At 71.5% G+C, this 19454-nt stretch carries 20 protein-coding genes and 1 riboswitch; of the genes, 10 read left to right on the plus strand and 10 right to left on the minus strand.

Translation table 11 applies throughout. From position 1 onward, the window contains the following. The first annotated feature begins 227 nt into the window (after window positions 1–227). The gene (locus ABZ098_RS01950; RefSeq protein ID WP_356586252.1) at window positions 228–1730 is read left to right on the plus strand and encodes an NAD(P)/FAD-dependent oxidoreductase; all 1503 of its coding nucleotides are present in this window, start codon (window positions 228–230) and stop codon (window positions 1728–1730) included. An 18-nt stretch (window positions 1731–1748) separates the two neighbouring features. Here the strand turns inward: ABZ098_RS01950 and ABZ098_RS01955 are convergent, their stop codons facing one another. The 6 genes from ABZ098_RS01955 to ABZ098_RS01980 all read right to left on the minus strand — a co-directional run bounded on the left by ABZ098_RS01955 (window position 1749) and on the right by ABZ098_RS01980 (window position 7433). Continuing rightward, window positions 1749–2723 carry a hypothetical protein gene (locus ABZ098_RS01955; protein WP_356586253.1) on the minus strand — a complete coding sequence of 325 codons (975 nt, stop codon included), beginning with the start codon at window positions 2721–2723 and terminating at the stop codon, window positions 1749–1751. Window positions 2724–2779: 56 nt separating this feature from the next. Then, entirely contained in the window at window positions 2780–3703 is a 924-nt protein-coding gene (metF, locus tag ABZ098_RS01960) for a methylenetetrahydrofolate reductase [NAD(P)H] (RefSeq protein WP_356586255.1), read from the minus strand. 123 nt (window positions 3704–3826) lie between these two features. Beyond that, window positions 3827–4477 carry a thiamine phosphate synthase gene (thiE, locus tag ABZ098_RS01965; protein ID WP_356586257.1) on the minus strand — a complete coding sequence of 217 codons (651 nt, stop codon included), beginning with the start codon at window positions 4475–4477 and terminating at the stop codon, window positions 3827–3829. Window positions 4478–4572: 95 nt separating this feature from the next. Continuing rightward, complete coding sequence (locus tag ABZ098_RS01970; protein ID WP_037719469.1) at window positions 4573–4944, minus strand: Rv2175c family DNA-binding protein; 372 nt, start codon at window positions 4942–4944, stop codon at window positions 4573–4575. 891 nt (window positions 4945–5835) lie between these two features. Then, window positions 5836–7050 (minus strand): FAD-dependent oxidoreductase, encoded by a 1215-nt coding sequence (locus ABZ098_RS01975; RefSeq protein ID WP_356586259.1) that lies wholly within the window; start codon window positions 7048–7050, stop codon window positions 5836–5838. 32 nt (window positions 7051–7082) lie between these two features. Then, on the minus strand, window positions 7083–7433 hold the full coding sequence (locus tag ABZ098_RS01980) for a hypothetical protein (protein WP_356586261.1): 351 nt from the start codon (window positions 7431–7433) through the stop codon (window positions 7083–7085). Window positions 7434–7485: 52 nt separating this feature from the next. Next, window positions 7486–7597, plus strand: a riboswitch (TPP riboswitch). On the opposite strand from ABZ098_RS01980, the gene thiO reads away from it, so the two are divergent. The 6 genes from thiO (at window position 7595) to ABZ098_RS02010 (ending at window position 13363) form a co-directional block, all read left to right on the plus strand. Continuing rightward, window positions 7595–8752 carry a glycine oxidase ThiO gene (gene thiO / locus ABZ098_RS01985; protein ID WP_356586263.1) on the plus strand — a complete coding sequence of 386 codons (1158 nt, stop codon included), beginning with the start codon at window positions 7595–7597 and terminating at the stop codon, window positions 8750–8752. It overlaps the preceding riboswitch by 3 nt. Then, window positions 8749–8949 carry a sulfur carrier protein ThiS gene (gene thiS, locus ABZ098_RS01990; RefSeq protein ID WP_053846839.1) on the plus strand — a complete coding sequence of 67 codons (201 nt, stop codon included), beginning with the start codon at window positions 8749–8751 and terminating at the stop codon, window positions 8947–8949. The genes thiO and thiS overlap by 4 nt, the downstream gene beginning before the upstream one ends. Window positions 8950–8952: 3 nt before the next feature. Beyond that, window positions 8953–9750, plus strand: a complete 798-nt coding sequence (locus ABZ098_RS01995; protein ID WP_356586265.1) for a thiazole synthase — start codon at window positions 8953–8955, stop codon at window positions 9748–9750. A 146-nt stretch (window positions 9751–9896) separates the two neighbouring features. Then, window positions 9897–11834 (plus strand): Stk1 family PASTA domain-containing Ser/Thr kinase, encoded by a 1938-nt coding sequence (gene pknB / locus ABZ098_RS02000; protein WP_356586267.1) that lies wholly within the window; start codon window positions 9897–9899, stop codon window positions 11832–11834. 129 nt (window positions 11835–11963) lie between these two features. After that, window positions 11964–12827, plus strand: a complete 864-nt coding sequence (locus tag ABZ098_RS02005) for a deoxyribonuclease IV (RefSeq protein ID WP_356586269.1) — start codon at window positions 11964–11966, stop codon at window positions 12825–12827. A gap of 83 nt (window positions 12828–12910) precedes the next feature. Further along, complete coding sequence (locus ABZ098_RS02010) at window positions 12911–13363, plus strand: DUF4396 domain-containing protein (RefSeq protein ID WP_356586271.1); 453 nt, start codon at window positions 12911–12913, stop codon at window positions 13361–13363. 3 nt (window positions 13364–13366) lie between these two features. Here ABZ098_RS02010 and ABZ098_RS02015 read toward each other — a convergent pair whose 3' ends face one another. Next, window positions 13367–13999 (minus strand): sulfite oxidase-like oxidoreductase, encoded by a 633-nt coding sequence (locus tag ABZ098_RS02015; protein ID WP_356586273.1) that lies wholly within the window; start codon window positions 13997–13999, stop codon window positions 13367–13369. 177 nt (window positions 14000–14176) lie between these two features. Here ABZ098_RS02015 and bfr point away from each other — a divergent pair, with 177 nt between their 5' ends. After that, on the plus strand, window positions 14177–14656 hold the full coding sequence (gene bfr / locus ABZ098_RS02020; protein WP_007381448.1) for a bacterioferritin: 480 nt from the start codon (window positions 14177–14179) through the stop codon (window positions 14654–14656). On the opposite strand, the gene ABZ098_RS02025 is transcribed toward bfr, so the two are convergent. Together ABZ098_RS02025 and ABZ098_RS02030 are read right to left on the minus strand one after the other, a co-directional pair. Beyond that, window positions 14653–14871 (minus strand): (2Fe-2S)-binding protein, encoded by a 219-nt coding sequence (locus tag ABZ098_RS02025; RefSeq protein ID WP_356586275.1) that lies wholly within the window; start codon window positions 14869–14871, stop codon window positions 14653–14655. The genes bfr and ABZ098_RS02025 overlap by 4 nt on opposite strands. A gap of 122 nt (window positions 14872–14993) precedes the next feature. Next, window positions 14994–16346: a class II 3-deoxy-7-phosphoheptulonate synthase gene (locus tag ABZ098_RS02030; protein ID WP_037719500.1), complete on the minus strand. Its 1353-nt coding sequence runs from the start codon at window positions 16344–16346 to the stop codon at window positions 14994–14996. A 96-nt stretch (window positions 16347–16442) separates the two neighbouring features. Between ABZ098_RS02030 and ABZ098_RS02035 the strand changes: the two genes are divergently transcribed. After that, complete coding sequence (locus tag ABZ098_RS02035; RefSeq protein ID WP_071528813.1) at window positions 16443–16499, plus strand: trp operon leader peptide; 57 nt, start codon at window positions 16443–16445, stop codon at window positions 16497–16499. Window positions 16500–16600: 101 nt separating this feature from the next. Further along, on the plus strand, window positions 16601–18481 hold the full coding sequence (locus ABZ098_RS02040) for an anthranilate synthase family protein (protein ID WP_356586277.1): 1881 nt from the start codon (window positions 16601–16603) through the stop codon (window positions 18479–18481). Here the strand turns inward: ABZ098_RS02040 and ABZ098_RS02045 are convergent. Next, window positions 18433–19428, minus strand: a complete 996-nt coding sequence (locus ABZ098_RS02045; RefSeq protein ID WP_356586279.1) for a 2-hydroxyacid dehydrogenase — start codon at window positions 19426–19428, stop codon at window positions 18433–18435. The genes ABZ098_RS02040 and ABZ098_RS02045 overlap by 49 nt on opposite strands. Window positions 19429–19454: the final 26 nt, after the last annotated feature.

The raw sequence follows: 19454 nt of genomic DNA on the forward strand, positions 1-19454 counted from the left end.
GCGACTGAGTGCTCCTGCGGGCAGGCGACCAGCAGCACCAACTGAAACGGCACAGGAACGCCTCCGTCCCAACCGCCACCGCACGCGGCAGACGGCTCCCCCCTCCGAGGACCTGACTACGCCCGACCGACCACGACGCCGCCACCCGCCACCCCGCCATTGGCCCCCGCCCCCGCCGGAGACAGCCCGCGCCCGGAGTGTCAGTGGCGGCCGATAAAGTCGCAGGCATGGCACGGATTGCGGTGATCGGCGCCGGGATGGGCGCGATGGCGGCCGCTGCCCGGCTGGCCGTCGCGGGCCACCGGGTGGCGGTGTACGAGCGCACGGAGACGTACGGCGGAGCGGTGCGCCGGTTCGAGCGGGACGGGTTCGGGTTCGACACCGGGCCGGGGCTGCTCACCCTGCCCGCGGTCTACCGCGATCTGTTCATCAAGACCGGCAAGGAGCCGCTGGAGTCGGTCGTCGAGCTGGTCCAGGTCGACCCGTCGTCACGGCACGTGTTCACGGACGGCACCGAGGTGTCCCTGCCGAACGCCTCACGCGCGGGAGTGGTCGCCGCTCTGGAGGAGGCCCTCGGCGAGGGCGCGGGGGATCGCTGGGGCGACTTCCTCATCCGGGCCCGCGAGGCCTGGGACCGCACCCGCAGGCCGCTCCTGGAGGAGCCGCTGTGGCCCAACTGGTCGGTGCTGATGCGCGAGCCCTACCCCGCGGTGCCGCACAAGCGGCTGCTGCGCACCCGGCGTGCCTGCACCCTTGCCGAGATCGGCGCCTGGGAGCTGCGCGACCCCCGCCTCGCGGCCCTGCTGGACGGCCACGCGCTCGCGTACGGTGTCGACCCCGGCACCGCTCCGGCGAGCGCCGCGATCCTCCCGTACATGGAGCACGCCTTCGGAATCTGGTATGTCCGGGGCGGTGTGCGGGAGTTGGCGCGGGGGGTGTACGAGCGATGCGTCCAGCGCAAGGTCGAGTTCCACTTCGGTGCCGAGGTGACGGGCGTCCTGGAGAAGGACGGCCGCGCGGCGGGGGTGGAGTTCGCCGACGGGACGGTCGTCGAGGCGGACACCGTCGTCGGCACCGGACCCTGGCGGCTGCGCGGGCTCGTACCGGGTCGTGAGCTCTACGGCGCGAAGGACGTCCCGCCCGACGCCGAGGACCTGCACCCGGGCCGGGTCGTGGTGTGCCTGGCCCTGCGTGGCGCGCGGGAGCCGGACGCCGTGCACCGCACCGTGGTGTACGGCCCCGCCCCCGGGGACGAGTTGGACCTGTTCCGACACGGAAAGACGCCGGACCCCACGGTCCGGATCGACCGGCCGGACGACCCCGCCCTGCGCCCCGACGCGGACCACGAGTCCGTGGTGCTGACGGCGACCGTGCCCTGCGGACTCGGGCACGACTGGGCCGCGCCCGGTGTCGCCGACGCCTTCGCGGACAAGATGGTCGCCGCCGCCGAGCGGGCGATGCCGGGGCTGCGCGAGCGGGTGCTGTGGCGCGAGCTGCGGACGCCCGTGCACACCGAGCGGGAGACGGGGGCCGAGGGTGGTGCCGTTCCCCCGCCCTCACTGGCGGGCGGCGAAGGCACTCTGCACCCCTCCAACAGCACGGCGATACCGGGCCTGTTCACGGCCGGTGGCTGGTCGCATCCCGGCGGCGGTCTCGCCCACGCGGGCATGTCGGGCGCGCTGGTGGCCGGACTGATCGTGGAGGGGCCGGAGTTCCGCGGTTCTCAGTGAGAGGGGCGCCGCCCGGCGTCAGAAGCGGTACTGCTCGTCGTACCCGTGGCCCTGGTTCTGCTGTCCCTGGCCGCCGTTGTCCTGGTAGTAGCCCTGCTCCTGCGGGAGTTCGCCGCCGTAGGACTCGTCGGTGCGCTGCTGTGGCACCCACACCCCGCCGGCCGGGGTCTCGCCGCCGTACGTCCCGCCGTACTGGTCGTAGCCCTGCTGGGCGAACTGCTGCTGACCGCCGTAGGAGGTGTCGTACGAGCCCGCGCCGTAGGTCTGGGTGCCGATGTACGGGTCGGAGTAGGCGGCGTACTGCTGCTGTCCGGCCGGGTCGTAGCCGTACTGCTGCTGGTCGTAGCCGGTGTAGCCGTCGTAGCCGTAGGTCTGGTCGGCGGCGGCCGTCGCGTACTGGTCCTGGGTCTGGCCCGCGGCCGCGTAGGACTGGTCGCCCGCGTAGCCGGAGTCGTTGTAGACGCCGTACGAGCCGGTGTCGTCGGGCAGGGGCTGCGGCTCGTAGACAGCGGTGGTCTCGGCGGCGGTCGGGGCGGCGGAGCGCGCGGGCGTGAAGACGTCGTCGCGGTCGTAGTCGTCGTCGTGGCCGAAGCCGGCGGTGTCCGGCCGGCCCTGGTCGTACCCGGCCTCGTCGCCGTAGGCGTCACCCGTCCGCAGGTCGGGGACTTCCAGGCCGGGCTCCTCGTGGCCACGCTCCCGGCGGCTCTTCTTGCCGCCGGTCAGACCGCCCAGCGCGGCCGGCGGGTTGACCGCCCAGCCCTGCTCGAAGCCGCGGCGGAACGACAGGGTGACGTAGGTCTGGCCGACCGCGAAGGCGATCGCGCCCAAGCCGATGACGATCACCGACGGGATCAGGACACCGAGGACCACGCCGAGGAAACCGACGAAGGCGAGCAGCCGCCAGCGCAGCCGCGCCTTGTACTGCAGCAGCACCTCGCCGAGCAGCCACAGCGCGACGAATCCGAACGCGATGTAGAGGACCGTCCAGCCCATGTACGCCCCTCTCCCAGTGACCGCTACGCAGTGTGTCGTATATCCGTGCGGCCGGTCTAGGCCTGCGGTGAATGGTGCAGACCCAGGTTTTCGTAGATTTCCAGCGTCGCCGTGGAGCTGTTGAGCGTGATGAAGTGCAGTCCGGGCACTCCCTCGGACAGCAGCCGTGCGCAGAACTCCGTGGCGAACTCGATTCCGATCGAGCGTACAGCGGCCGGATCGTCCTTTGCTGTGAGGATCCGCTCTTTCAGGACGGAGGGGATGCTCGCGTTGCTCAGCTGCGGGAGCCGCTCCAGCATCCGCACGCTGGTCACCGGCATGACCTCGGGAATGACGGGGGTGTCGCAACCGGCCGCGTGGACTCGGTCACGCAGCCGCAGATACGACTCCGGCTGGAAGAACATCTGGGTGATGGCGTAGTCGGCGCCGGCGCGGCACTTGTCGACGAAGTGCGCGACGTCGGTGTCCCAGTCGGCGGAGCGCGGGTGCATCTCCGGGAAGGCGGCGACACCGACACAGAAGTCGCCCGACTCCTTGATGAGCCGGACGAGTTCGGCGGCGTAGGTCAGACCCTGGGGATGGGCCAGCCAGTCGCCCATGGGGTCGCCGGGCGGGTCGCCGCGCACGGCCAGCATGTTGCGGATCCCCGCGTCGGCGTACTGGCCGATGATGTTGCGCAGCTCCGCGATGGAGTGGTTGACCGCGGTGAGGTGGGCGACCGGGGTCAGGGTGGTGTCCGCGACGATCTGCTGAGTCTCCTTGACGGTGCCCGCACGGGTGGAACCGCCGGCGCCGTACGTGACGGAGACGAAGTCCGGGGCGACCGCCTCGACCCTCCGGAGCGCGGTCCACAGGCTCCGCTCGCCCTTGGGGGTCTTGGGCGCCGAGAACTCGAAGGAGTACGTCGTCTTGCCCGCGGCGAGCATGTCGCGCACGGTGCGTGCGCGGTCAGTCCTGGTGGATGCGGTTCCTAGGGCCATACCGGCAGGTTAGCCAGGGGGCGACGGTCACCCAACCAGAACAGGGAAATTTGCCCGTTTTGTCGACTTGTTGTCCACCCCTCGGACACCGGGCCGATCATGCGACCGGCCACCGGCGGTCCGTCACCGCGTGTCACGCAACCGCTTCGCGAACTCCGCGGCGGTCGCGCCCGGATCGTCCGCCTCGGTGATCGCCCGGACGACGACGACCCGGCGGGCGCCCGCCTCCAGGACCTCGTCGAGGTTGCCGAGGTCGATGCCGCCGATGGCGAACCAGGGGCGGTCGGTGCCGAGCGCGGCGGTGTGGCGGACCAGGTCGAGGCCGGGGGCGTGCCGGCCGGGCTTGGTGGGGGTCGGCCAGCAGGGGCCGGTGCAGAAGTAGTCCACGCCGTCCTGCACGGCGGCCGCGGCGGCCTCCGCCTCGGCGTGGGTGGAACGGCCTATGAGGATGCCGTCGCCGAGGATCGCGCGGGCGGCGGGGACGGGCAGATCCCCCTGGCCCAGGTGCAGTACGTCGGCGGCGGCCGCGTGGGCGACGTCGGCCCGGTCGTTGACCGCGAGGAGCTTGCCGTGCCGCGCGCAGGCGTCGGCGAAGACCTGGAGATGCTCCAGTTCCTCGGCCGCCTCCATGCCCTTGTCCCGCAGTTGCACGATGTCGACACCGCCGGCCAGGACCGCGTCCAGGAACTCGGCGAGGTCGCCCTGGCGCCTGCGGGCGTCCGTGCACAGGTAGACGCGGGCGTCGGCGAGCTGGGTGCGGGCGGTGTCGGGCATACGTGTGTCTCCCCCGGGGTTCGGTGGCGTACGGGCCGTGCGGGACCGCGGCCGTGGCCTCGGTGGTCACGGCCCGTACGCCGGTGTGGTTCGGATCAGACGGCGAGCGCCTGGGCCCGGCGCTTCACCTCCGTGCCGCGATTCTCGCTCAGGGCCTGCGCGGGGGTGCCGGGCAGGCTGTCGTCGGGCGTGAAGAGCCACTCCAGCATCTCTTCGTCGGTGAAGCCGTCGTCCCTCAGGAGCGTCAGGGTCCCGACCAGGCCCTTGACGACCTTCTGCTCAGCCCCGTCGATGAAGGCGGCGGGGACGTGCAGCGCGCGGTTCTCACCACGGCGTACGGCGATGAGCTGGCCCTCCTTGACCAGCTGCCGTACACGCGTCACCTCGACGTCGAGCATCTCTGCGATGTCGGGGAGGGTGAGCCAGGCGGGGACGAGAGCATCGATCTTTGCGTCAATCTCGGTCACGGGATTAAGCGTGCCATCCCGCACTGACAGTCGGAAGCCGGGGCGCCTCCGGCGGGGGAACGGGGGCGTGATCGCCGGGGCACGGCGGGGGAACGGGGGCGTGATCGCCGGGGTACGGCCTGCCGCGGAACCGGGCGCGTCCGGGACACCGGGCCCCGGCGACCCGGGGCGCCTCCGGCGGGGGGACGGGGCGTGATCGCCGGGTACGGACTGCTGCGTAACCGGGCGCGTCCGGGACGCCAGGCCCCGGCGGACTCCGCCCGGCGGATCAAGCAGCCGACCCGAGCCACCAGGCCGGCGCCTCGGTGTCTCGCCGGGTCCGGACGGCCAAACACCGCCCACCCGGCCCGCCACAGCAGCCAGCGGCCGCCCCGACCGCCTAGCCGCCCAGCCGCCCAGCCGCCTTCAGGAACCTCGCCGCGTCCGGGCTTCCAAGCACCGCCGGACCTCCACCCGGGCCATCACAGCAGGCAGCAGCCGACCCGAGCCGCCCAGCCGCCGCCCACGCCGCCGCCTTCAGGAACCTCGCCGCGTCCGGGCCGCCAACAGCGCCGGACTACTCCCCCGGCCCGCCACAGCAGGCAGCACCGGCCCGAGCCGCTCCGCCAGCACCCGCCACCCCCAGCAACCTCGCCGCGTCCAGGCCGCCAAGCACCGCCGGACCTCCACTCGGCCCATCACAGCAGGCAGCAGCCGACCCGAGCCACCCGGCCGGCGCCTCAGTGGGGCGGGCAGACACCGCCGGACCTCCACCCGGCCCGCCACAGCAGGCAGCGGCCGCCCAGCCGCCGCCCGCCTCCAGCGCCGCCGCCGGACCCCTGCCGCCCACCACCGGCGGCCCTCCGCCCGAGATGTCACAGCAGGCAGCCCGAGCCGTCGCGCGTTCGCCGCTTACGCCGTCGCCGCCTTCATCGGCCTCGCCGGGTCCACCAGCAGCTCCGGGTCCATCTCCGTGCCCGCCTCGATGAGCCGTCGTCCCTGGGCCAGGTCGCGGGGGCGGCCCACCGCCAGGAGGGCCACCAGGCGGTTCTCGCGCAGCCAGCACACCGTCCAGGCGGGACCGGACGGCTCGCCGCGCCACAGGGTGGTGTCGGCGGACGCGTGGTGCCCGGCGTACTGGACGAAGCGGCCGAACTGCTCGGACCAGAAGTACGGGACCGGGTCGTAGACCGTGGGGGCCTCCCCCAGGATGTCGGCGGCCACCGTGCGAGGGCCCTGGAGGGCGTTGTCCCAGTGGTGGACCAGCAGGCGCTCGCCGTACCTCCCCGAGGGGAAGGAGGCGCAGTCGCCGACCGCGTAGACGTCCGGGGCGGAGGTGCGCAGCCGTTCGTCGGCGAGGACCTCGCGGTGGGCGCCGAGCTCGATGCCCGAACCGGCGAGCCAGGCCGTGGCGGGCCGGGCGCCGATACCGACCACGACCGCGCCCGCGGGCACCCGGGAGCCGTCGTCCAGGACGACCGCGCCGGGCTCGACGCGCTCCACACGCGCGCGTGTGCGCAGCACGGCCCCCGCGTCCGCATACCAGGAGGCCATCGGAGCGGCCACCTCGGCGGGCAGCGCGCCCGCGAGCGGCCGGTCGGCGGCCTCCACGACCGTCACCGCGCAGCCCGCCTCGCGCGCGGCGGTGGCGAACTCGGCGCCGATCCAGCCCGCGCCGACGACCACGATGTCGTGCTGCCGGGCGAGCACGGGGCGCAGCCGCTCGGCGTCGTCCAGGGTGCGCAGCAGATGCACGCCGGGCACGCCCTCCGTGCCCGGCAGCCGGATCGGTTCGGCACCGGTGGCGATGACCAGGACGTCGTACGGGAAGGGCCCGGCCTCGGTGTCCAGTTCGTGTGCGTCGGGACGCACGCCCAGCACCTCGCGGCCGAGCAGCAGTTCGATGCCGAGGGCCTCGAAGTCCACGTCGAAGGCGGAGCCCTCGGCCTTGCCGAGCAGCACGGCCTTGGAGAGCGGCGGACGGTCGTACGGCTGGTGGGGTTCCGCGCCGATGATCGTGACGGTTCCCGAGAAGCCCTGCTCGCGCAGCGCGACCGCGGTCTGCACCCCGGCCATGCCCGCGCCGACCACGACCACCCGCCGCTGCGCCTGCGTCTGCTCGCTCATTTGATCACCATAGTCACCTGACAATCAGTCAGTCAGGACTCGTGCGCAGTGACCTGCTCCACAACGCTCGTCCCGCTGCCGGCCTGCGACTCCCACTCCCATGTCTCCTCCAGCCGCACCCGGCCGTCGGGGAGTTCCACGACCGTCGAGACGCAGTGGCCGCAGGACGTCGTCCCGTCGTGCTTGAGCTGGACGTAGCGGAAGTCGAGACGGTCCCCCGCGCGCGTGCCGACCAGATGTCCGCGGACGACGTCGCCGCCCTCGTACTCGGCCCAGATCTCCCCGTCCTTCTCGTGGTACGTGAACCGGGTCCGCGTACCCACCTGACCTGGGGCCTGATCGGCCACGGGGGCGAGGACGAGGCCGTCGAGCGAGCGGGGCATGGGGGCGGGCTCCCTTACAGAGGCGCACGGGCACGGGCTAGGGTGGCCAACGTAGAGCACTCGCGGGAGCCCGGACGTACCGGGCTGAGAGGGAGGCTGGCGGCCTCCGACCGTACGAACCTGATCCGGGTCATGCCGGCGAAGGGAGGGGCTGGACGCCCATGTCCTCACGTACGTCAGACGTCCTCGTCGTCGGGGGCGGCATCATCGGCCTGGTCACGGCCTGGCGGGCCGCGCAGCGCGGTCTCACCACGGCCGTCGTGGATCCCGAACCGGGCGGCGGGGCCGCCCAGGTGGCCGCCGGGATGCTGGCCGCGGTCACCGAACTGCACTACGGCGAGCAGACCCTGCTGGGCCTGAACCTCGCCTCCGCCCAGCGCTATCCCGACTTCGCGGCCGAGCTCACCGAGCTGACCGGACTCGACCTCGGTTACCGCCGGTGCGGCACGCTCGCCGTCGCCCTGGACGCCGACGACCGCGCCCACCTGCGCGAACTGCACGCGCTCCAGCGGCAGTCGGGGCTGGAGTCGGAGTGGCTGTCCGGCCGGGAGTGCCGGCGCCTGGAGCCGATGCTCGCGCCGGGGGTGCGGGGCGGGCTGCGGGTGGACGGCGACCACCAGATCGATCCGCGCCGGCTCACGCGCGCGTTGCTGGCCGCGTGCGAGCGGGCGGGTGTGGTGTTCCACCGCACCTGGGCCCGACGTCTGCTCGTCGTGGGGGACCGGGCGGCCGGGGTCGCCACCACGGACGGCGAGGAACTGGGGGCGGACCAGGTGGTGCTCGCCGCCGGAAGCCTCAGCGGCCGCCTGGAGGGGGTCCCACAGGCCCTCCTGCCCCCCGTACGGCCCGTGAAGGGGCAGGTGCTGAGACTGACCGTGCCGCCGCGGCTCGCGCCCTTCCTGAGCCGTACCGTGCGGGCCGTGGTGCGCGGCAGCCAGGTCTACCTGGTGCCGCGCGAGAGCGGCGAGCTGGTGATCGGCGCGACCAGCGAGGAGCTGGGCTGGGACACCACGGTGACCGCGGGCGGGGTGTACGAACTGCTGCGGGACGCGCACGAACTGGTCCCCGGCATCACCGAACTGCCGCTGACGGAGACCCGCGCGGGACTGCGCCCGGGCTCCCCGGACAACGCCCCGCTGCTCGGCCCGACGGACCTTCCCGGTCTCCTGCTGGCCACCGGGCACTACCGCAACGGCGTGCTGCTGACGCCGGTCACCGGGGACGCGATGGCGCACGCGCTGACCACCGGTGAACTGCCGGAGGAGGCCCGCCCGTTCACCCCGAGGCGTTTCCTGGAGTCCGTGGAGCAGCCGGCATGAACATCTCCGTCAACGGCGAGCCGCGGGAGTTCGCCCCCGGCACGGCTCTCGACACCGTCGTACGGGCACTGACGCCGGCGCCCTCCGGAGTGGCCGCCGCGCTCAACGAGACCGTCGTCCCGCGCGCCGAGTGGCCCTCGACGTCCCTGGCCGAGGGAGACCGCGTGGAAGTCCTCACCGCCGTCCAAGGAGGCTGACCCATGGCCGACGATCCCTTCGTCATCGGCGGTACGTCCTTCTCGTCCCGCCTGATCATGGGCACGGGCGGGGCGCCCAGCCTGGAGGTGCTGGAGCGGGCGCTGGTCGCCTCCGGCACCGAGCTGACGACGGTCGCGATGCGGCGCGTGAACCCCGCGGTGCACGGCTCGGTGCTGTCCGTGCTGGAGAAGCTCGGCATCCGGGTGCTCCCGAACACGGCGGGCTGTTTCACCGCCGGGGAGGCCGTCCTGACGGCCCGCCTCGCGCGCGAGGCGCTCGGCACCGACCTGGTGAAGCTGGAGGTGATCGCCGACGAGCGCACCCTGCTGCCGGACCCCATAGAGCTGCTGGACGCGGCCGAGACCCTGGTCGACGACGGCTTCACGGTGCTGCCGTACACGAACGACGACCCGGTGCTGGCCCGGAAGCTGGAGGACGTGGGCTGCGCGGCGATCATGCCGCTGGGCTCGCCGATCGGCTCGGGCCTGGGCATCCGCAACCCGCACAACTTCCAGTTGATCGTCGAGCACGCGCGCGTGCCGGTGATCCTGGACGCGGGGGCGGGCACGGCCTCGGACGCGGCCCTGGCGATGGAACTGGGGTGCGCGGGTGTGATGCTCGCCTCGGCGGTGACGCGGGCGCAGGAGCCGGAGCTGATGGCGCGTGCGATGCGGCACGCGGTGGAGGCGGGCCGGCTGGCACGGCTGGCGGGCCGCATCCCCCGGCGGCATTTCGCGCAGGCGTCCTCACCCCGGGAGGGCAGGGCGGCGCTGGACCCGGAGCGACCGGCTTTCGAGTGACCCCGCGCCGGGCGGGACCGTACACCGGCACGGCCCCGTCCCCCGGAGACGGCCAGGTGCGATCCGCGTCACAGGTCAGCTTCAGTACCGCCCCTGTTCCGGCCGAAACGGAGGGACTGTCAGCCACGGCTCGTACACTCGCCTGCGTGGATACGACCCTTCAGGACCCGCTGGTCGGGCAGGTGCTCGACGCCCGTTATCGCGTGGACGCGCGGATCGCGGTCGGCGGGATGGCCACGGTCTACCGGGCCCTGGACACCCGTCTGGACCGCGTGCTCGCGCTCAAAGTGATGCACCCCGCGCTCGCGGCGGACGGAGCCTTCGTCGAGCGGTTCATCCGGGAGGCCAAGTCCGTCGCCCGGCTCGCCCACCCCAACGTCGTGCAGGTCTTCGACCAGGGCACCGACGGGTCGTACGTGTACCTCGCCATGGAGTACGTCGCCGGCTGCACCCTGCGCGACGTGCTGCGCGAGCGCGGGGCCCTGCAGCCGCGCGCCGCCCTGGACATCCTGGAGCCGGTGCTCGCCGCGCTCGGGGCCGCGCACCGCGCCGGTTTCGTGCACCGGGACATGAAGCCGGAGAACGTCCTCATAGGGGACGACGGCCGGGTCAAGGTCGCCGACTTCGGTCTCGTACGGTCGGTCGACACCGTGACCAGCACCACCGGGGCCGTCCTCGGCACCGTGTCCTATCTCTCACCCGAGCAGATCGAGCAGCCGGGCACCGCCGACGCCCGTGTCGACGTGTACGCGTGCGGTGTCGTCCTGTACGAGATGCTGACCGGCGGCCAGCCGCACGAGGGCGACTCCCCCGCGATAGTCCTCTACAAGCACCTCCACGAGGACGTCCCTCCCCCCTCGGCGGTGGTCCCGGGGCTGCCGTACGAACTCGACGAACTGGTCGCGTCGGCCACCGCCCGCAACCCGGACCTGCGTCCGTACGACGCCGTGGCCCTGCTCGCGCAGACCCGCGAGGCCTACGGGAGGCTGAGCGCCGACCAGCTCGACGCGGTGCCGCCGCAGGCGCTCGCCACGGAGTACGCGGGCGCCGAGAACCGTACGAGCGTGATCCCGCGCTCACTCACCGTGCCCCGCCTGCTGCCGGTCGACGAGGACGGACCCGAGCAGGGGTACCACCGCACCAGCGTCCTGGAGAGCCCCCCGCCCCCGCCGACCCGACGGGGCCGCTCCTCCGGCGGTCTCCGACGTGGCCCGCTCCTGATCGTCGCGGCCGTTCTGCTGGCCCTCGGGCTCGGAGCGGGCGTCTGGTACATCAACTCCGGCCAGTTCACCCAGGTCCCGCCCCTCCTCGCCAAGACCGAGGCACAGGCCCGGGACCGGCTGGACCAGGCGGGCCTGGAGACCGGCAAGATCACGTATGCCTACAGCGACACCGTGAAGCGCGGCACCGTCATCAGCACGGACCCGGACGTGGGCGCCCGGATACGGAACAACGACTCCGTGTCGATCACCCTCTCCAGGGGGCCGCGGACGGTGAAGGTGCCCGACGTGGACGGGTGGACGCTGAGCAAGGCCAGAGCCCGGCTGAATACGGAGGGGCTGGAGCCGGGCATGGTCACCCGGGAGTTCAGCGAGGACGTCCCCAAGGGGTTCGTGATCAGCACCGACCCCGAGGGCGGCACGACACTGCGCGCCGGCTCGGCCATCGCGTTCACCGTCAGCAAGGGCGCCCCGGTCGACGTCCCGGACGTCACCGGCGAGGACCTGGCCGACGCCAAGGCCGATCTGGCGGAGGCCGGCCTGAAGGTCGAGGTCGCCACCACCCGGGTCAACTCCGAGTTCGACGCGGGCCAGGTCGCCAAGCAGACCCCGGCCGCCGACAGCCAGGCGGCCGACGGCGACACCGTCACGCTGACGGTCTCCAAGGGCCCGGTGATGGTCGAGGTCCCCGACGTCACGGGCGACAGCGTGGACGACGCCAAGTCCGAGCTGGAGGCAGCGGGCTTCCAGGTCGACGAGGACCGCGGCCTGCTGGGCTTGTTCGGCGACACGGTGAAGAAGCAGTCGGTGGAGGGTGGCGACAAGGCCCCCAAGGGCTCGACGATCACGATCACGATTCGCTGACGGACGCGCCCCTAGGGGCGCGGGGAACTACGCGGCCAGCCCCCACCGACCCGCACCCGCAATCCGGCCAATCGACCCACACCCTGGGGCGACCCGCACATGCGCCGCAGGCAATGGCACCCTTGACCGGTGACAACTCAGCGCAACCCCGTCGGCGGCCACGTCCCCGTGGCCGGCGGCCTCCACTCGGTGGGCCTCTCGTACGCCCAGGACCTGGACGCCGAGACCGTGCAGGTCTTCGTCGCCAACCCGCGCGGCTGGGCCACCCCCGCCGGAAACCCCCGCCAGGACGAGGCGTTCCGGGAGGCCTGCGCGCAGCGGGCGATCCCGGCGTACGTCCACGCGCCGTACCTGATCAACTTCGGCTCGCACACCGAGGCGACCGTGGAGAGGTCGGTCGACTCGCTCCGGCACTCCCTCAGGCGCGGGCGGGAGATCGGCGCGCTCGGTGTCGTCGTGCACACCGGCAGCGCGACGGGCGGCCGGGCCCGTTCCGTGGCCCTGAAGCAGGTGCGCGAGTACCTGTTGCCGCTCCTCGACGAGCTCACCCATGACGACGACCCGTATCTGCTGCTGGAGTCGACGGCCGGTCAGGGCTCCTCGCTCTGCTCCCGGACCTGGGACTTCGGCCCGTACTTCGAGGCGTTGGACGCCCATCCGAAGCTGGGTGTCTGCCTGGACACCTGCCACATCTTCGCCGCCGGCCACGACCTGACCGGTCCGAGCGGTATGCACCAGACACTGGACCTGCTGGTGGACACGGTCGGCGAGGGCCGGCTGAAGCTGATCCACGCCAACGACTCCAAGGACGTGGTCGGCGCGCACAAGGACCGCCACGAGAACATCGGTTCCGGCCACATCGGCGAGGACCCGTTCCGCGCCCTGATGACCCACCCGGCCACCGAGGGCGTCCCTCTGATCATCGAGACGCCCGGCGGCAAGGAAGGCCATGCGGCGGACGTGGAGCGCCTGAAGAAACTTCGGGACGGATAACGCGGCAGCCCTGACGGGAATACCCCTAGGGGGTATAAGGTTGGTGTTGGGCACAGGAACCGCACCTGACATCGGGGGCAATCGTGCAGCACCAGGCGAACGGATGGTCCACCGCCGTCCAGGCCACCCTCCACTGCCTCACCGGCTGCGCCATCGGCGAGGTGCTCGGCATGGTCATCGGTACCGCGCTGGGCTGGGACAACCTGCCGACGACCGTACTGGCGATCGCCCTGGCCTTCTTCTTCGGTTACTCGCTCACCCTGCGCGGTGCTCTGAAGGCCGGCCTGGACTTCCGGGCCGCGCTCCGGGTGGCCCTGGCCGCCGACACCCTGTCCATCGCCGTGATGGAGCTGATCGACAACGGCGTGATCGCCCTGTGGCCGGACGCCATGGACGCGGAACTCGCCGACCTGCTGTTCTGGGTGTCGCTGGCGATCTCGCTGGTCATCGCGTTCGTCGTCACCGTGCCGGTCAACAAGTGGATGATCGGCCGCGGCAAGGGACATGCCGTGGTCCACCAGCACCACGGCCACTGAGCCTCACAGCTCGGGGCCGTCCCCCGGCTCCTCCTGGTACGAGTACCGCTGTTCCTTCCAGGGGTCGCCGACGTTGTGGTAGCCGCGCTCCTCCCAGAACCCGCGCCGGTCGGCGGTCATGTACTCCACACCCCGGACCCATTTGGGCCCCTTCCAGGCGTACAGATGGGGGACGACCAGCCGGAGCGGGAAGCCGTGCTCCGCGGTCAGCAGCTCCCCGTCCTTGTGGGTGGCGAAGATCGTGCGCTCGGACGCGAAGTCCGCGAGACGCAGGTTGGAGCTGAAGCCGTACTCGGCCCAGACCATCACATGGGTGACCGTGGGCGCGGGCGGGGCGATCTCCAGGATGGTGCGGGCGGGAATGCCACCCCACTCGGCGCCGAGCATGCTGAACTTCGTCACACAGTGCAGGTCGCCCACGACGGTGGTGTACGGCAGCGCCGTGAACTCCTCGTGGTTCCAGCAGTGTTTCTCGTCGTCCGCGGTGGCGCCGAAGACCCGGAACTCCCAGCGCTCGGGCCGGAACTTGGGAACGGGGCCGTAGTGCGTGACGGGCCAGCCGCGCTGCAGTCGCTGCCCCGGCGGAAGCTCGGAGTGCGCCGCTTCTCCACTCTCCCGCTCCACCGGCTGACCCATGCCTTCCATCCTGACAGACCCGAGGGGATGCGCCTGACCAACCCCCTCCCTACACGTCTCAAATCGGACTAAGCATGCCCTTACTTACTAAGTGAAGACTTACTGGACGATCTTCTTCGGCGGTGCAAGGATGCGGCGCAGCCTGCCAGTTCCCCACGGTTGGAAGGAGCCTCTGCGATGCAGGGCGACCCCGAGGTCATCGAATTCCTCAACGAGCAGCTCACCGGCGAGCTCACCGCGATCAACCAGTACTTCCTGCACGCGAAGATGCAGGAGAACTTCGGCTGGACGAAGCTCGCGAAGTACACGCGGCACGAGTCGTTCGACGAGATGAAGCACGCCGAGGTGCTCACCGACCGCATCCTCTTCCTGGAGGGGCTGCCGAACTACCAGCGGCTGTTCCACGTGCGGGTGGGCCAGACCGTCAAGGAGATGTTCGAGGCAGACCGGCAGGTCGAGGTCGAGGCCATCGACCGCCTCAAGCGCGGTATCGAGGTGATGCGCGCCAAGGGCGACATCACCTCGGCGAACATCTTCGAGTCGATCCTCGCCGACGAGGAACACCACATCGACTATCTCGACACCCAGCTGGAACTGCTGGAGAAGCTCGGTGAGGCGCTCTACATCGCGCAGCTGATCGAGCAGCCGGAGAGCTAGGCGGCCTCGTCCAGAGCGGCGAGTTCAGGACGCTCGACGAGTTCAGGACGCGGGCACGCGCCCCGGCCCAGGATCGCCTGGATGCGCCGTACGCAGGAACCGCAGTCGGTGCCCGCTTTGCAGGCGGAGGCTATCTGGCGCGGCGTGCAGGCGCCGTTCTCCGCGTGTTGCTTGACCTGCGTCTCGGTCACACCGAAGCAGCTGCAGACGTACACGCGGATTCACCTCCTGCCGGGATCGTTAAGGCTAACCTAACCTTACCCGGCGCCCGGTGGCCACAAAAGTGGTGTGGGGCGCGGATCGTATGTGATCCGCGCCCCACAGCCGTCTCAAGGACTCACTGGTCCCGGTACATCTCCGCGACGAGGAACGCCAGGTCGAGCGACTGGCTGCGGTTGAGCCTCGGGTCGCAGGCCGTCTCGTAGCGCTGGTGCAGGTCGTCGACGAAGATCTCGTCGCCGCCGCCCACGCACTCGGTGACGTCGTCGCCGGTGAGCTCGACGTGGATGCCGCCCGGGTGGGTGCCGAGGCCCTTGTGGACCTCGAAGAAGCCCTTGACCTCGTCGAGCACGTCGTCGAAGCGGCGGGTCTTGTGGCCGGAGGCAGCCTCGTAGGTGTTGCCGTGCATCGGGTCGGTGATCCAGGCGACGGTCGCGCCGGAGGCGGTGACCTTCTCGACCAGCTCGGGCAGCTTGTCGCGGACCTTGTCGGCGCCCATGCGGACGATGAAGGTCAGGCGGCCGGGCTCGCGGTCGGGGTCGAGGCGCTCGATGTACTGCAGCGCCTCCTCGGCCGTGGTCGTCGGGCCGAGCTTGATGCCGATCGGGTTGCGGATCTGCGAGGCGAACTCGATGTGCGCGTGGTCCAGCTGCCGGGTGCGCTCACCGATCCACACCATGTGCGCGGAGACGTCGTACAGCCGCCCGGTGCGCGAGTCGACGCGGGTGAGCGCCGACTCGTAGTCCAGCAGCAGCGCCTCGTGAGAGGAGTAGAACTCGACGGTCTTGAACTCCTCCGGGTCGGTCCCGCAGGCCCGCATGAAGTTCAGCGCCTGGTCGATCTCCCGGGCGAGCTGCTCGTAGCGCTGGCCGGAGGGGGACGACTTCACGAAGTCCTGGTTCCAGGCGTGCACCTGGCGCAGGTCGGCGTAGCCGCCGGTGGTGAAGGCGCGCACCAGGTTGAGCGTGGAGGCGGAGGCGTTGTACATCCGCTTCAGCCGCTCGGGGTCCGGGATGCGGGCCTTCTCGTTGAACTCGAAGCCGTTGACCGAGTCGCCGCGGTACGTCGGCAGCGTCACGCCGTCGCGGGTCTCGGTGCCCTTGGAGCGCGGCTTGGAGTACTGGCCGGCGATGCGGCCGACCTTCACGACCGGCACCGAGGCGGCGTACGTCAGCACGGCGCCCATCTGGAGCAGGGTCTTGAGCTTGTTGCGGATGTGGTCCGCGGACACGGCGTCGAAGGCCTCGGCGCAGTCGCCGCCCTGGAGGAGGAACGCCTCTCCCTTGGCGACGGCCGCCATCCGGGCGCGCAGCTGGTCGCACTCGCCCGCGAAGACGAGCGGCGGATACGACTCGAGGTCCGCGATCACTGCGCGCAGAGCCTCGGTGTCGGGGTACTCGGGCTGCTGCGCCGCGGGCAGGTCTCGCCAGGTGTTGCCAGCGCTCGCGCTGGTCTTAGCGTTCACGGTCACGCCCTCCACATTACGGGGTCGTGTCGAGTCGTTTTCGCACGGCTCGACAGGTGAGACACGGGCCCGCTCAGGTGCGCATGGGGTAGGGTGCGGCTCATGTTCGCGCACTCGACCCAGAACTGGTGGTGGACCGCTCATCCGGCGGCCCACTGACTGCGCGTACGCAAGACTTCGCGAAGGCCGCCCGAGGGGCGGCCTTCGGCGTTTCCGGGGTCGTTCCTCACCGACATCGAGTCATCGAGAGCTGAGGAACCATGGACCTGACACACCTGGTGGGCGACGACCGTCCGTTCGCGCTGATCCGCCGCCGCACCCCCGGCCACGACGAGAACACCGTGGAACTGCTCATCGGCCCTGTCAGCACCTGTGACCGCCTCGCCGACCTGCCCGACGAGGGCCTCGCGCTCGTTCCGTTCCGACAGATCCGCGAGCGCGGCTTCGACGTACGGGACGACGGGACGCCGCTCGCGGTGCTGACGCCCGAGGAGACGCACTCGCTGTCCCTTCGGGAGGCCCTCGACCAGCTGCCCGCACACGACGTCCGCGTCGAGAACGGCGGCTTCGACGTCCCCGACGAGGAGTACGCCGGGATCGTCGGGCGCGTGCTGCGCGAGGAGATCGGGCGCGGTGAGGGCGCCAACTTCGTGATCCGGCGGACCTACGAGGGTGAGATCCCGGGATTCTCCCGCGCGGACGCCCTCGCGCTGTTCCGGCGGCTCCTGGTGGGCGAGCGGGGCGCGTACTGGACCTTCGTCGTGCACACCGGCGAGCGCACCCTGGTCGGCGCGAGCCCCGAGGTGCACGTCCGGATGACCGGCGGGACCGTCGTCATGAACCCGATCAGCGGGACGTACCGCTATCCCGCCGAGGGTCCGACCCCCGAGCACCTGCTCGACTTCCTCGCCGACGGCAAGGAGATCGAGGAGCTGTCGATGGTCGTCGACGAGGAGCTCAAGATGATGTGCACCGTCGGCGACATGGGCGGCGTGGTCGTCGGGCCCCGGCTGAAGGAGATGGCCCACCTCGCGCACACCGAGTACGAACTGCGCGGCAAGTCCTCGCTGGACGTGCGGGAGGTCCTGAAGGAGACCATGTTCGCGGCCACCGTCACCGGCTCGCCCGTGCAGAACGCCTGCCGGGTCATCGAGCGGCACGAGGTCGGCGGGCGCGGCTACTACGCGGGGGCGCTGGCGCTGCTCGGCCGGGATTCCGGCGGGGCGCAGACCCTGGACTCCCCCATCCTCATCCGCACGGCCGACATCGCCGGCGACGGCCGCCTGCGGGTCCCGGTCGGCGCGACCCTCGTGCGCGGTTCGGACCCGGCGAGCGAGGTCGCAGAGACCCACGCGAAGGCGGCGGGGGTGCTGGCGGCTCTCGGCGTACGGCCGTCGCGGCCCCGTGCGGAGCACGCGCGCGTGAGTCTCGCCGACGATCCACGCGTGCGTGCCGCGCTCGACGGGCGGCGCACGAACCTCGCCCCGTTCTGGCTGCGGATGCAGGAGCGGTCGGACGAGCTCGAAGGTCACGCCCTCGTGGTCGACGGCGAGGACACCTTCACCTCGATGCTGGCGCACGTTTTGCGTTCGGGCGGGCTGGACGTGACCGTTCGGCGCTACGACGAACCGGGCCTCAGGGACGCCGTGCTCGCGCACGAGGGGCCCGTCGTGCTCGGCCCCGGTCCCGGCGATCCCTCCGATCTCGACGATCCCAAGATGCGGTTCCTGCGCGCCCTGACCGCCGACGTCCTCCGCGGCCACCGGCACGGGGTGCTCGGTGTCTGCCTCGGCCATGAGCTGATTGCGGCCGAGCTGGGGCTCGGGATCGTCCGCAAGGAAGTGCCGTACCAGGGCGCGCAGACGACCGTCGACCTGTTCGGGCGGCCCGAGACCGTCGGCTTCTACAACAGCTTCGTGGCGCGCTGCGACGACGAGGACGCCCGGGAGCTGGCCGCGCACGGCATCGAGGTGAGCCGGAGCGGCACGCACGAGGTCCATGCCCTGCGCGGGCCGGGCTTCGCCGGTGTGCAGTTCCACCCCGAGTCGGTCCTGACGCTGAACGGCGCCGCCGTCGTACGGGAGCTGGTGGCTCAGCTGCGGGGTACCAGCACGTTCTCGGAGCGGCGGCCCGCCTCGTAGTCGAGGACGTTCTTCACCGTGGCGTCGATGATCTGGCCGACGGCGTCTTCGGTGTAGTAGGCCTGGTGGGAGGTGACCAGGACGTTCGGGAAGGTGACCAGGCGGGCCAGGGTGTCGTCCTCGATGGCCTCCAGGGACCGGTCGACGTAGAACAGGCCCGCCTCCGCCTCGTACACGTCGAGGCCGACGCCCGCGAAGCGGCCGGCGCGCAGTTCGGTGACGAGGGCCGCGGTGTCGATGAGGCCGCCGCGGCTGGAGTTGACCAGGATCGCGTCGTCCTTCATCGCCTTCAGGGCGTCGGCGTCGAGGAGGTGGGTGGTCTCCGGCATCAGCGGGACGTGCAGGCTGATGAGGTCGGACTCGGCGAGGAGTTGTTCCTTCGGGACGTACTCCATGCCGAGCTCCCGGCAGACGGGGTTCTCGGTGACGTCCCAGCCGAGCAGCCGCATGCCGAAGCCGTGGGCGATCCGGGTGAAGGCCTCGCCGATCTTGCCGGTGCCGAGGACGCCCACGGTACGGCCGTGCATGTCACGGCCCATCAGCCCGTGGAGGCGGAAGTCGAAGTCACGCGTGCGCGTGGAGGCGCGCACGACACGGCGGTTGACCGCCATGGCGAGGGTCCAGGCGAACTCGGCGACCGAGTACGGCGAGTAGTACGACACCCGGGCGATCGTCAGGCCGAGGCGCTCGGCGGCCCCCAGGTCGATGTTGTTGTAGCCGGTGGAGCGCTGGGCGACCATGCGCGTGCCGCCCGCCGCGAGGACCTCCAGGACGCGGGCGCCGAGTTCGGCGTTGACGCTCGTGGAGACGACCTCGTAACCGGAGGCGATGGGGACGGTGTCCTCGTTGAGGAAGACGTCCAGGCAGCGGACCTCGTGGTGCCCGGCGAACGCGTTCTCGATCAGGGGCTTCTCGTCGGCCTGCACACCGAACGCCAGGATCTCCACGGAAAACGGCTCCCCTTCTGGTGGGT

Origin of the sequence: Streptomyces sp. NPDC006335 (genome assembly GCF_040612795.1) — a bacterium.
In the GTDB taxonomy this organism is placed as follows: Bacteria; Actinomycetota; Actinomycetes; order Streptomycetales; family Streptomycetaceae; genus Streptomyces.